Source organism: Actinokineospora sp. NPDC051303, from assembly GCF_055586285.1.
In genome coordinates, this window is the sequence record NZ_JBVJIN010000013.1 from 88,121 (window position 1) to 100,483 (window position 12,363).

The 12,363-nt window shown below is 69.6% G+C and carries 11 protein-coding genes; 4 read left to right on the plus strand and 7 right to left on the minus strand.

Translation table 11 applies throughout. The features are described from left to right. Nucleotides 1–17 precede the first annotated feature (17 nt). From ACZ6SD_RS12990 to ACZ6SD_RS13000, 3 genes are all read left to right on the plus strand, one after another. Nucleotides 18–839, plus strand: a complete 822-nt coding sequence (locus ACZ6SD_RS12990) for an SGNH/GDSL hydrolase family protein (protein WP_465317122.1) — start codon at nt 18–20, stop codon at nt 837–839. Between the two features lie 102 nt (nt 840–941). After that, nucleotides 942–2,162, plus strand: a complete 1,221-nt coding sequence (locus ACZ6SD_RS12995; RefSeq protein WP_465317123.1) for an acetyl-CoA C-acetyltransferase — start codon at nt 942–944, stop codon at nt 2,160–2,162. Nucleotides 2,163–2,188: 26 nt separating this feature from the next. Beyond that, a complete protein-coding gene (locus tag ACZ6SD_RS13000) occupies nt 2,189–3,160 on the plus strand; it encodes a pentapeptide repeat-containing protein (RefSeq protein ID WP_465317124.1) in 972 nt (323 codons plus the stop codon). Here the strand turns inward: ACZ6SD_RS13000 and ACZ6SD_RS13005 are convergent. From ACZ6SD_RS13005 to ACZ6SD_RS13025, 5 genes are all read right to left on the minus strand, one after another. Next, complete coding sequence (locus tag ACZ6SD_RS13005; RefSeq protein WP_465317125.1) at nt 3,154–4,059, minus strand: hypothetical protein; 906 nt, start codon at nt 4,057–4,059, stop codon at nt 3,154–3,156. The two genes, ACZ6SD_RS13000 and ACZ6SD_RS13005, sit on opposite strands and share 7 nt — an antisense overlap. Before the next feature lie 69 nt (nt 4,060–4,128). Next, nucleotides 4,129–5,088 carry an ATP-binding protein gene (locus ACZ6SD_RS13010; RefSeq protein WP_465317126.1) on the minus strand — a complete coding sequence of 320 codons (960 nt, stop codon included), beginning with the start codon at nt 5,086–5,088 and terminating at the stop codon, nt 4,129–4,131. Nucleotides 5,089–5,180: 92 nt separating this feature from the next. Beyond that, nucleotides 5,181–6,308, minus strand: coding sequence for a polysaccharide deacetylase family protein (locus tag ACZ6SD_RS13015; protein ID WP_465317127.1), 1,128 nt, complete (start codon nt 6,306–6,308; stop codon nt 5,181–5,183). A gap of 101 nt (nt 6,309–6,409) precedes the next feature. After that, nucleotides 6,410–7,006, minus strand: coding sequence for a class F sortase (locus tag ACZ6SD_RS13020; RefSeq protein WP_465317174.1), 597 nt, complete (start codon nt 7,004–7,006; stop codon nt 6,410–6,412). A gap of 173 nt (nt 7,007–7,179) precedes the next feature. Beyond that, on the minus strand, nt 7,180–8,637 hold the full coding sequence (locus ACZ6SD_RS13025) for an MSCRAMM family protein (RefSeq protein WP_465317128.1): 1,458 nt from the start codon (nt 8,635–8,637) through the stop codon (nt 7,180–7,182). 452 nt (nt 8,638–9,089) lie between these two features. Here ACZ6SD_RS13025 and ACZ6SD_RS13030 point away from each other — a divergent pair, with 452 nt between their 5' ends. Further along, complete coding sequence (locus ACZ6SD_RS13030; protein ID WP_465317129.1) at nt 9,090–9,908, plus strand: Bax inhibitor-1/YccA family protein; 819 nt, start codon at nt 9,090–9,092, stop codon at nt 9,906–9,908. Nucleotides 9,909–10,379: 471 nt separating this feature from the next. Here ACZ6SD_RS13030 and ACZ6SD_RS13035 read toward each other — a convergent pair whose 3' ends face one another. Together ACZ6SD_RS13035 and ACZ6SD_RS13040 are read right to left on the minus strand one after the other, a co-directional pair. Beyond that, on the minus strand, nt 10,380–11,168 hold the full coding sequence (locus ACZ6SD_RS13035; protein WP_465317130.1) for an alpha/beta fold hydrolase: 789 nt from the start codon (nt 11,166–11,168) through the stop codon (nt 10,380–10,382). Between the two features lie 11 nt (nt 11,169–11,179). Then, nucleotides 11,180–12,250: a PDR/VanB family oxidoreductase gene (locus ACZ6SD_RS13040; protein ID WP_465317131.1), complete on the minus strand. Its 1,071-nt coding sequence runs from the start codon at nt 12,248–12,250 to the stop codon at nt 11,180–11,182. Nucleotides 12,251–12,363: the final 113 nt, after the last annotated feature.

Sequence of the window (12,363 nt, forward strand, 5' to 3'; positions counted from 1 at the left end):
GCGGGAGGAGGCAGGCGATGGGCTGGATCAGGGGACTGCGGATGCTGGCGCTGGCGGCGGGCTCGGTCGGCGGGTTGTCGGGCGCGGCGTATTCGGTGCTCAACACCCAGTCGCGGCGGGCCCGCACGGTCATCGGCGTGCCGCGTGACCTGCCGTTCAACGCCGATGGCGGCTACCTGCCGCACGGCCCGGGGCCGGTGCCCGTGCCGGTCGACCGGATGCTGACGCTGGCGGTCTTCGGCGACTCCAGCGCGGCCGGGCTCGGCGCCGAGTCGCCCGACCTGCTGCCCGGGGTGCTGCTGGCGCGCGGGCTGGCCGAGGAGTCGGGCAGGCCGGTGCGGCTGCGGACGTACGCGGTGAGCGGGTCGCGCACGACGGACCTGATCGACCAGGTGGACCGGGCCCTGGCCGACCCGCCGGACGTGGCGGTGGTGCTGGTCGGCGGCAACGACGTGACGGCCAGGATGAGCGTCGCCGCGTCGGCGGCGCTGCTGGCCGAGCAGGTCCGCAGGCTGCTCGCGGTCGGCGCCGGGGTGGTCGTGGGCACGTGCCCGGACCTGGGCGCGATCGCGCCCATCCCGCAGCCGCTGCGCAGCGTCGCGCGGCGGTGGAGCCTGGCGCTGGCCAGGGCTCAGGCGCGGGAGCTGTCGCGGACCGAGGCGACCTCGGTGCCGCTGGCCGCGCTGCTGTCGCCGCACTTCCTGGCGCGGCCGCAGGACCTGTTCAGCCCGGACCGGTTTCACCCGAACGGGGCGGGCTACGCGCTCGCCGCCGAGGTGATGCTCGCCCCACTGTGCGCGGCCGCTGGCGTGTGGAAAAGTGCGGAGACGGCCCGCTGAGCAGCGCTGTCGCACCGTTCCGAATGCTCCGCGCGGTTGTGGTTACCAGCGAGTAACATCGGCCAGGTCGTGCAGACCGGCAATCGCGAAGGAGTTCCCGCCATGCCAGAGGCAGTCATCGTCTCCGCCGTCCGATCCCCCATCGGGCGCGCTGGGAAGGGGTCGCTGGTCGACATCCGCCCCGACGACCTCGCCGCGCAGATGGTCCGCGCCGCGCTGGACAAGGTGCCCGCGCTCGACCCCACCGAGATCGACGACCTGATGCTGGGCTGCGGCCTGCCCGGCGGCGAGCAGGGCTTCAACATGGGCCGGATCGTGTCGGTGCTGCTCGGCTACGACCACCTCCCCGGCTGCACGGTCACCCGCTACTGCGCGTCCTCGTTGCAGACCACGCGGATGGCGCTGCACGCGATCAAGGCGGGCGAGGGCGACGTGTTCATCTCGGCGGGCGTGGAGACGGTGTCCCGCTTCGCCAAGGGCAGCAGCGACTCCTGGCCGGACACGCAGAACCCGCTGTTCGCCGACGCCGTCGCCCGCACCGCGTCCGTCGCGGAGAACGGCGCGGACGAGTGGCACGACCCGCGCGCGGACGGCACGGTCCCCGACGCCTACATCGCCATGGGCCAGACCGCGGAGAACCTGGCCCTGCTCAAGGGCGTCACCCGCGAGGACATGGACCACTTCGGCGTCCGCTCGCAGAACCTGGCCGAGCAGGCCATCAAGGACGGCTTCTGGGCCCGCGAGATCACCCCCGTCACCCTCCCCGACGGCCGCGTCGTGGACACCGACGACGGCCCCCGTCCCGGCATCACCTACGAGAAGACGGCGACCCTCAAGCCGGTCTTCCGCCCGGACGGCCGGGTCACCGCGGGCAATTGCTGCCCCCTCAACGACGGCGCCGCCGCCCTGGTGATCATGTCCGACACCAAGGCCAAGGCGCTGGGCCTGACTCCCCTGGCCCGCGTCGTGTCCACCGGCGTGTCCGGCCTGTCCCCCGAGATCATGGGCCTTGGCCCGGTCGAGGCGTCCAAGCGCGCCCTGGCCAAGGCCGGTCTGACGATCAACGACATCGACCTGGTGGAGATCAACGAGGCGTTCGCCGCCCAGGTCATCCCCTCCGCCCGCGACCTCGGCATCGACGAGGACAAACTGAACGTCAACGGCGGCGCCATCGCCATCGGCCACCCCTTCGGCATGACCGGCGCCCGCATCGCCACCACCCTGATCAACTCCCTCCAGTGGCACGACAAGCAATTCGGCCTGGAGACAATGTGCGTCGGCGGCGGCCAGGGCATGGCCATGGTCCTGGAACGCCTCAGCTGATCGCCTCGGCGGGCCATGATCTGTCCATGAGCCCGCCCGGAGAACCCCGCCACCAGCTTCCACCGATTCCCCGGTGGAAGCTGGTGGCGTTCACGACCGCGATTCTGATCGGCACCGGAGCCGTCGTCACGGCCCTCTGGTGGGCCGGAACCCGAGGACTCACCGGCAACGAACTGGTCACGGCTCGTTTCGACGCACTCAAGATCGGCCTGAGTATCGGCGTGGGCAGCGGTGGCCTTTTCGCCCTCTATCTGGCCTGGCGCAGGCAACGTTCGACAGAAGCCGCCCTGGCCCACCAACTCGAAGTCGCCGCGGACACCAAGGCTGACGCAGCCGAACGCCGAATCACCGAACTTTACACAAAGGCAGTCGAGCAACTCGGCTCCGACAAAGCCCCGGTCCGCCTAGGCGGCCTCTACGCCTTGGAACGCTTGGCCCAGGACAACGAGTCCCAGCGGCAAACCATCGTCAACGTACTCTGCGCCTACCTGCGGATGCCTTACGTTCTGCCAGACGCCACGGACGAACCTCCAGTTCACCAGGAACGCAGCCAGGAGCGCGAGGTCCGTGTCACCGCCCAACAAATCCTCACCAACCACCTACAGCCTGCGGACAAAAGCACGTTCTGGCCCAATACCCCACTGAACCTCGCAGGCACGGTCTTAATCGACTTCGTCCTCAATAAGTGTGAAGTACATGAGGCGAACTTCACCTCGACAACTTTCACCGGTTATACCGAATTCGGCTCGACCGCCTTCAACGGAGGCGCCCGTTTCACAGGGTCTACCTTCACCGGATTTACCGACTTCGGCGCGACTGCTTTCGCAGGCTGGACCGACTTCGCCTTCGCCACTTTCCTCGACCACACTGATTTTGTGGCAACAAAATTCGGAAAATACACCGATTTTACGGATACCGCCTTCGCCAAGGGTGTGCCGGAAGAAGTGGTGAAGTTCCGAGAGAACCAAGTGCCGAGATGGTGGCGGTCCAGTTACTGAGCCCGGCTGTGATCCCGGTCGGGCTCTTCGACCGCTTCCGGTGGCCCGACCAAGTCGAAGGACTCCAGAGACTCAGGGGCCATCAGTTCGGCTTCGGATTCGACCGGGTCCAACAGGTCCACGCTCTGGTTGATCAGCTCGGATGTCCCGCGCAGGCGTCCGGCCAACTGGTCGCGCAGGGCGTCCAGACGCTCCACGCGGCCGGTGGCGTCGGTGATGATTCGGTTGGCTTCTTCGGTGGCCTCGCGGACGCGGCGGTTGGCTTCTTCGGTGCTGGTGAGGCGGGCGGTTTCGATTTCGCGGGCGAGTTCTTCGCGCTTGGCCTTGGTTTCCTGCTGGAAACGCTCCTCGACGCGTTGGCGGTCGCGTTCGGCGAGGTCGTCTATTTCCTTCTGCCTGCGTTCGGCCTCGGCGGTCATGGCGGCGACCTTGGCCTTGGCCTCGTCCATGATCTTCTTGTGGGCGGAGTGGACCTCGGCGTGCTGGCGGTCGACCTCGGCCAGCAGGGCCGTGTAGCGCTCGCGCAGGGCGGCTGAGGCGTCTTCCGCCGCCGACCACACCGTCTCGGCGGCGGCCTTGGCGCGGCTGTTGATCTCCGAAGCCTGCGCCTTGGCCACCACCAGGGCCCGGGCCGCCCGCTCGGCCGCGTTGGGGGCGGACGCGGCCGCGGCGGCGGTGCCGATCTTGTCCAGGCGCTCGGTGAGGGCCGCGATCTCGCGGCGGGCGAGTTCGAGTTGGCCCGCGGTCTCGTCCAGCCGGACGCGGATCTCGTCGCGTTCGGCGGCGGCGCGGGCGGCCTCGACCTCCAACCGCTGCACGTGCTGGGTCACCTGGGTCCGGTCGAACCCGTGTCGCACGACCGTGAAAGCCACGGGGTCGCGTTCCTGCTGGAAGGCCATGGAATGACGGTACCCGGGCCACCACGAACGGCAACACCGCAGCCCCGCCGTCCGTGGTCGCGATCAGTCCTAATGGGCCAGCGCCACCGGACCGGGCACGAAGTCCGGGTCGATCTGGTCGGCCAGGTCGCGGCCCGCGCGGTCGCTCGCCCACGCCCGCGCGTTGCGCAGGTGGAACTCGACGGCCTGGCGCTGGTAGGTGGGCCAGTCCTTCTCGACGCCGTCGACCAGGGTCCGCATGGCGCGCAGCGCGTCGCGGTTCTCCGGCTCCAGCGTGTCGATGGGACGCAGATTACCGCGCTCGGCCGCGCGCACGTGCGCGGACCGGCCGACCCAGGTGAGCAGGTCGTCGCCGATCTGGTCGCGCAGGAAGGCGAGGTCCTCGCCGTCGCTGATCTTGTTGCCGACGACCGCGAGGCGCACCCCGAAGTCCCGGGCGTAGCCGAGGTACTGCCGGTAAACGCCGATGCTGCGCACGGTGGGCTCGCACACTAGGAAGGTGACGTCGAACCGGGTGAACAGGCCGGACGCGAACGAGTCGGCGCCCGCGGTCATGTCGACCACGGCGTACTCCCCCGGCCCGTCGACCATGTGGTTGAGCAGCAGCTCGACCGCGCCGACCTTGGAGTGGTAGCAGGCGACGCCGAGGTCGCCCTCGGTGAACGGCCCAGTGACCGCGAGCCGGATGCCGCCGACCTCGCGCACGCACTCCCGGTAGACGGGGTTGTCCTCGTCGATGCCGACCAGCCGCGACCCGCGTCCGGGCGGGGTCGTCTTGACCATGTCGGCGGTCGAGAGCACGCGCGGGTTGTCGCCGCGCAGGTAGTCCTTGATGACGGGGAGGTTCGCTCCGAGAGTGGGCATCACCAGGTCCTCCGGCGCGCCGAGGGCGGCGGCGAGGTGCTGGTTGATGTCCGCGTCCAGCGCCAGCAGGGCGGGCGCGGGCGTCTCGGCGGCGAGGTGACGGAGGAACAGCGAAGCGAGCGTGGTCTTGCCGCTGCCGCCCTTGCCGACGAAGGCGATCTTCACGTGAGGTCTCCAGAAGCGAGAAGCTAGGACCTACGTATTGGTATCGGTTTTCATTATCCGAGGCAAGTCGGTTCACTGAATAGTGGTCAGCCCTACTCGGTGATCTGGGCGTTGGGCATGGCGCGGTAGGCGGCCAGCACGGCCGGGTCTTGCAGCGCCATCCAGGCGATGACCTCGGTGTGGGTCGCGCAGACCGTCTCCGGGCGCACGCACACCTCGCCCATGAACCGCTCCGTCGCGGCCATGAACGCGCCCCCGGACCATTCGTTGAAGTGGTTGCCCACGACCATCGGCGCCCGATTTCCGTTATACGCGGCCCGGTAAGCGCGCTGGTAGGTCTCCAGAGTGACCCGGGTGAACTCCTCGGCGCGGGCGGGCTCGTCCTTGCCCCGGTTGAGCAGGAACCAGAAGTTGTAATCCATCATGATCGCGTGCCGGAACCCCGCGCCGGGCACCCGCACGCTCGGCAGCGGGAACTCCCACAGGCCGTCCCGCCGCGTCGGCCACGCCAGGCCGTCGGTGACCTTGCTGGAGTCGTAGGTCATGCCGCGCGCGGCGAGCACGGGCGCCAACTGGTCGAAGCGGCCCTCCAGGCACGGGGTGCGCCCGCCCTTGATCGCGCCGCGGTCGATCCGCAGGCCGAGGGCTTCGGCGCGCTCGACAAAGGCGAAGAACTGGTCGAGTTCGCTGGTCCACTGGGCAGTGTCCCAGCGGCCGACGCTGGGCTCCACGCCCCGGCAGAAGTGTCCGTTGTAGTGGGTGCCGATCTCGTGTCCCTGGGCGACGGCGGTGTTCAGATCGCCGATGAGGGCGCGCACGTCCTGTTCGGACCCGCCGAAGGTGATCGTGGCGCGGCCGGGCCGGTGGCCGGGTCCGATGTAGTCGGTCTTCCGTGAATCGGTGAGCAGGTAGATCCCGGAGAGGAATGCGGAGAAGTGCGCGTCGACGTCCCCCGCCAGCCGCAGGAAGCGCTGCCAGTGCTGGTGGGAGCCCGCGCCGTCGAAGGAGAACAACACGAACTGCGGTGGTTTCTCACCGGGGGCCAGTTTGCGCATCCAGGCCGCGGGACTCGCCGCGCCCTGAGGGACCGGGGTGCCCGGCACGGTGCCACGGCCGCTGTCAGGCCGGACCGTGCCGAGCGCCACTAACACGATGAACGTCACCACCAGTCCCAGACCGATGCCGATGGTGTCCCAGCGTCTGCTCACCCGTCTGTTCATCGTGTTCTCCCAAGAGGGTCTGCGGCTTTTCCTCCCCGAACGGATAGACGCCTTCGCCGAGAGCCCGTTGCCCTCGGTCGTTCTTACGCTGTCGTCAGCTCTTACTCGGGAACCGCGATCACGACGCGGTTCGACTCGTACCCGTCCTGCCCGCCGACCCACTGGCCGCCGCAGGTGACCAGCACCAACCGGTGCGGGCCCGCCTGACCGAAGAACTCTTCGGCCCGCTTGGGCAGGTCGTGCTTGGCGACGGTCTCCACGCGCGAGACGCGGTACCGCCAGGGACGCCCCTCCGCGTCCACAACGGACACGGTATCGCCAGAACGCGCATCCCACAGTTCGGCGAACGGGCCCGTCTGGCCCTTCCAGTTGACGTGTCCGGCGAACACCGTCGCCCCGGTGGGCGCGTCGAGCCCGGCGCCCCACCAGGTGGCCTCCCGCACCCCGCTGGGGACCGGGAGGGTGGCGTCGGCGTCGAGTTCCTTGCGGATCAGGGTCGCCGTGCCGCCCTTGGCCAGCCGGACCGTGCCGGGGCGCTGCCCGGACGGCTTGGGCTGGACCGGCGCGGGGGCCGCAGCCGGAACCGGCGGCGGGGCCTGCTGCGGGGCGGGCGCCTGCGGGGCCGGGGCCTGCTGCGCAGGAGCCTCTGGCTTGGGCTTGATCTGCAGGCGCAGGCTCCGCAGGGCCGCGTCGCTCATCGCGGCCGCGTCACGGACCTCGGAGATCGAGACCTCGGCGGCCCCGGCGAACGGCAGGCCGCTCACCCGCTCGGGGACGGCGAACGTCAGCGCCGTCACCGCCACGACGAGCAGGCCCGCCCCGCCCGCGATCGCGGGCGGGGCGAACCTCGAACCTCGGTGGGCCATGCCGCTCAGTGCCCCCAGTCCTTGCGCATCCGGCGGCCGACCACCTGCGGGCCGCGGGCGCGTCGCACGATCGTGGCGCCGGTGCCCGCGGCGAGCAGCAGCAGCGCGCTCAGCGCGACCAGCAGGCCGGTGGACGGCCCGCCGTCGTCGAGGACCGCGGCCGCGAGAGCCGGGCCGTCACCCGCCGGGATTGTCTGCGGCACGGTAGGCACGTTCGGCTTGTTGACCAGCGTCAAGGCAAGCGTGCCGCCCGGTTCCACGTTCCCGCACGCCGACGGCGGCGCGGCCGGGTCGAACGCCTGCTCATAGCCCGGCGGCGCGGCGACCTCGGTGACACAGATCTCCTGCGGGGTCTTCAGGTTCGGCACCTCGGCCGTGCCGTCCGCGCCGGTCACCACGACCAGCGGCGTGGTGTCCTCGCCGACGAGCGGCTTGCCGTCCTGGGCGACCGCGGGGGCGGTCTTGTCGGCCGCGGTGATCCGCAGGGAAACCCCGGCGATGCCCTTGCCGGTCTTCTCGTCGGTCTTGGTCACCTTGGCCGCGCCCGGCGCGGTCACCGCCGTGGTCTTGCTCTCGGCGGTGAGCTGCTTCTCGCCGCCGGTGCTCACCACGCGCTGGGTGTTGACCTGGACGGCCTGCTGCACGATCGGGCGGTCGGCCGGGCTGGCCAGGCTGATCTTCACGGACGGGTTCGGCCCCGTCGGGATGACCTCAAGCGGGATGCCGCTGCCGTCGTCCTTCGTGGGGACTGTCAGCGTGCTCTTACCGCCAGAGGTGGCGTCGGTGAGGGTGATGGTCACCGGGACCTTGGCCACGCCCTTGTCGGCGGCGTTGCGGACCTCGATCGTCCAGGTGTCCGGGGTGCCGATGATCTGCGGCTTGGTCGGCTTGGCGATCGCGGTCGTCCACGGGCCGTGGTTGGCGCTGGCGTCTTCCTTGAGCCGGTTGACCGCGGCCTGCGCGGACGCGGGCAGCTTCGCCAGGTGGTACGGCGCGTCGTAGGCGATCGTGCGGAAGTCGTTGCCGGGGTCGAGCTGGCCGGGGTTCTGCGGCCCGGCGGTCCACTGGTGCAGCAGGTGGGCCAGGGCGGCGGACTCGTCCGCGCTCGTGGTGTTCGTGTAGCGCAAGAGGAGGTAAGAGATGTCGGCCGCGACAGTGGGTTCCAGCTCGGTGCCCCACTTGGTCTTGAGCGGCTCGCCCGGGTGGTACTGCTCGTCGGAGTCCGGGGCGAGGTGCGCGTACTGGACGCACCACACCTGCTTTCCGCCGACCAGGTAAGAGCCGAGCCAGTCCGAGGCGTCGGGATTGCCCTTGTACGGCTGGGCGGGGGCGGTCTCGTAGCCCAGCCCGTTCTGGATTTCGGCGGTGGCGGTCGGCGCGCCGACCGCGAGGAAGACCGCGGCCAGCGTCGCGACGCCCGCTGCCCCCGCGGTCAGGCGCGCGCCCAGTGTGGTTCGCCCCATTGTGTAGTCCGCTCCTTGCCGCGCGACGGCAGCGCACGCCGCCCGCGCTTGGTGTCCCTGACGATCCCGGTGGCGCGAACCGAGAGCCGGGGAGACGTGGGCCACGTCACGTGACCGTGTGGACACTCAGCGCGCACCTTGGCCGAGCCTGGTGGCTCTCCGCCAGGCCCGCAACCCGCCATTGGGAGGATTCACCGTCCCTCACGCAGCGGCATCGCCCCTGGTCGACTCCCACCAAAGGTCACAGTTGCCGCCCGAAGGGAGTAATCACCGCTGCTCCAGACTCCGCCTTGGTTACGCTGAGCGTCATCAGTGGATCGAGACCGGGCATCCCAGGTTCCAAATCGGCGGCGTGGCCGGTGCGGGTAAAGTGTGTTTTACCCAACGGGAACCGGTCAGCCGGGTCGATCGTTGAACCCGTGCAAGGCGCCATTCAGGCCCAGGAGGATCAGGTGCGCTCTACCAGCAACCCCGCGTTCCGCAACCTGCCGAACAGCGGTTACGGCTCGTACGCCGGCTTCCAACCTCAGGCCCAGGGCTACCAGCAGCCGGGTCCGCCCGGATATGGCGGCTACGGCGCTGCGCCCGCAGCCGGCAGCGACCGTCCCATGACCGTGGACGACGTTGTCACCAAGACCGCGATGACTCTGGGCACCGCCCTGATCATCGGCGTCATCACCGCCGTGGCGGTCCTGGGCGGCTCCATCAGCCCGTACCCCCCGATGATCGCGGGCCTGCTCGTCGGCTTGGTGCTGTCGCTGATCATCATCTTCAAGCAGACCCCCAACCCGGCCCTGGTGCTCGCCTACTCCGCCGCCGAGGGCGTCTTCCTCGGCGCGATCACCGGAGTATTCGAGGCCCTGGTCCCCGGCATCGCGTTCCAGGCCATCCTCGGCACGGCCCTGGTGTTCATCACCATGCTGGTGGTCTACAAGACCGGCGCGATCAAGGTCACCCCGAAGCTCACCAAGTGGATCATCGGCGCCACCATGGGCGCGGCAGGCCTCATGCTGGTCAACCTGATCCTCTCGATGTTCGGCGTGAACATGGGCCTGCGCGACGCTGGCCCGCTGGGCATCGGCATCTCCCTGCTGTTCATCGGCATCGCCGCGTTCAACTTCCTGCTCGACTTCGACATGGCCGACCAGATGATCCGCACCGGCACCCCCGCCAAGTGGGCCTGGTACGTCGCCTTCGGCCTGATGACCACCCTGGTCTGGCTGTACCTGGAGATCCTGCGCCTGCTGTACATGCTCCAGAGCAGCGACTGACCCAGCTGCCTCACAGCAAGCCCCACAGAGGCCCCGCCTTCGCCCCTCGCGAAGGCGGGGCCTCTGCCATTCCCCCAAGCAAGCCCCCGCCAACCACCGCACCAACGCCGCCAAGTGCTCAACAGGCAGAACAAACGCAGCGAACCACCCTCCTGCCAACCGCACCCAAGAGCTGCCAGGTGCCCGGCGAGGACGGATCAGCGAACCCGCGTTCCTGCCAGCAGCACCCAAAGCTGCCAGGTGCTCGATGAGGGCGGAGACAGCGAACCCAAGCCCCCTACCAGCAGGAACCCGGCCCTGCCAGGTGCTCGATGGGGTGGAGTGGTTTCTTCGGGGGAGAAGGAAGATCGCTAAGCTGGCTCCGCACGTGTGAGGCCGAAGGCATCCCACCCGTCTTTCACACGGCGATCTTCCTTCGTAGGGGCCCCGAAGAAACCACTCCACCCCATCGAGCAGACAACACGACCCCAGCTACCCAACACCCCGACAAGTCCCCAAGATCAACTCAGCCACCCGCCGAGGATCATCGCTCATCGGCACATGCCCGCACCCCCGCAGCGACACATGCCGAGCAGCAGGCAACAACTCCACAGCCCGACGAGCCTGCCGAGGCCACAGCACCCGATCCCGAGTCCCCCAAGCGACCGTCACCGGCACCGCAGGCGCCGGACAGGCGTAAACATAATCAGCCCCACCCGCCGCGATAACAGCGTCAAATCCCGGTGCCGCGACCATGGCCGCCATGTCGGCGAGCATCACCTCAGCGCTGATCACCCCAGGCTTTCCGAACAGGACACTGCCGCCGAGCACCCGCACCAGTTTCCGCTGGAACAGCACCTCGCGCAGCGGCGCCCGCGCCGTCAGCCGCACCATGCTGAGAATCCGGATCGCCCACGCCCGTCCCCGGGGGGACCAGAACCCGGCCGGGGCGAACGCGGTCGCCGACGCGGCCAGCCCTCGGGAGGCCATCTCCAGCGCCAGCATTCCGCCCAGCGAGTTGCCCGCCAGGTGCGGCCGCTCGATTCCGAGGTCGGCGAAGACCTCGCCCAGTGCCTCGATCATCCCGTCGACGTCGTGCTTGCGGTCCGGCGACAGCGCTGGCGAAGCCCCGAAGCCGGGCAGGTCGAGCGCGATGACGTCGTGTCGCTCGGCAAGCCGGTCGAGCACCGGTTCCCAGGCTTGCCAGCGGTGTCCGATGCCGTGCAGCAGCACCAGCGGGCTGCCTTGGCCGCGCCGGTCGTAGACGACCTCGATTGTCATGGGACTTCCCTTCACACATCCAGCACGAGCCGGTCGCCGACCGCCCGCGAGACACACACCAGCATCGAGTCCTCTTCGGACACCGCACGGCCCCGCCGGTCGACGGCGCCCGCGGCCACCTTGACCTCGCAGGTGCCGCAAAACCCTTGTCTGCACGAGTAAGCCGCATCCGGCCGCACCCGCAACAACGCTGTCAACGCGGTCTCGTCCGCGGCGACCGACACGACCGGCCCACCCACACCGACCTGCATCTCGAACGGCCTGCCATTCACCACCGGCGCCGCGGAGAACCGCTCGAAGTGCAACGCCCCAGCCCATTCCCGCCGGACAGCGGCCACCATCGGCGGCGGCCCGCACAGGTAGACCGAGGCCCCCTCCGGCGCGGCGGCCAAAAGTTCGGCCGCGGTCGGCATTCCTTCCACTATGGACACTCGCGCGCCGCCGGGAAGCTCGTCCAGGAAAGGCATCGATGCCCGTGTCCGCCCGGTGTAGACCAACCGCCAGTCCGCCCCCAGGTTCTCGGCCGCACGCACCATCGGCAGGATCGGCGTGATCCCAATGCCTCCCGCGAGAAACAGGTACGGCCCCCGCCCAACGAACGGAAACGCGGTGCGCGGCCCCCGCACCGTCAGCACGTCCCCCACCCGAACCGACGAGTGGATCTCCACCGACCCACCGCCCCCACCCGGCACCAGCCGAACCGCGATCCGATACCCGAAGCGGTCCGCCGGATCTCCGCACAGCGAGTACTGCCGTTGCCTACCCGAGGGCAGCACCACATCCAGATGAGCACCCGGCCGCCACGGCGGCAGCGCACCCCCAGCGGGGTCGGCCAACCGCAGCGACACCACCCCCTCAGCCTCGGCGACGACCGCCCGCACAACCAGCCGCAGGTCCCGATCCACCGCCCGCACCACCGGCTGCCGACGCCCCCCACGGCGGCTCAACCGCAGCACCCCCGACACCAACCGAGCCACCCCCAGCATCGCCCGGTCCACCCGATCCCGCCCATACAGATCCGGCGGCACGCCCAGCACGTGCCCACCGGTCCCCCGAACCACCGACGATCGCGAGTTATCCACAGACACGACGCACCCTCTTCCCCCCGCCAACAGGCACCCCAAGCTGCCAGGTGCTCGATGGGGTGGAGTGGTTTCTTCGGGGGAGAAGGAAGATCGCTAAGCTGGCTCCGCAC

Coding starts and splice junctions, on each gene's coding strand:
- ACZ6SD_RS12990 (WP_465317122.1), top strand. CDS start 18: ATGGGCTGGATCAGGGGACTGCGGATGCTGGCGCTGGCGGCGGGCTCG.
- ACZ6SD_RS12995 (WP_465317123.1), top strand. CDS start 942: ATGCCAGAGGCAGTCATCGTCTCCGCCGTCCGATCCCCCATCGGGCGC.
- ACZ6SD_RS13000 (WP_465317124.1), top strand. CDS start 2,189: ATGAGCCCGCCCGGAGAACCCCGCCACCAGCTTCCACCGATTCCCCGG.
- ACZ6SD_RS13005 (WP_465317125.1), bottom strand. CDS start 4,059: ATGGCCTTCCAGCAGGAACGCGACCCCGTGGCTTTCACGGTCGTGCGA.
- ACZ6SD_RS13015 (WP_465317127.1), bottom strand. CDS start 6,308: ATGAACAGACGGGTGAGCAGACGCTGGGACACCATCGGCATCGGTCTG.
- ACZ6SD_RS13020 (WP_465317174.1), bottom strand. CDS start 7,006: ATGAGCGACGCGGCCCTGCGGAGCCTGCGCCTGCAGATCAAGCCCAAG.
- ACZ6SD_RS13025 (WP_465317128.1), bottom strand. CDS start 8,637: ATGGGGCGAACCACACTGGGCGCGCGCCTGACCGCGGGGGCAGCGGGC.
- ACZ6SD_RS13035 (WP_465317130.1), bottom strand. CDS start 11,168: ATGACAATCGAGGTCGTCTACGACCGGCGCGGCCAAGGCAGCCCGCTG.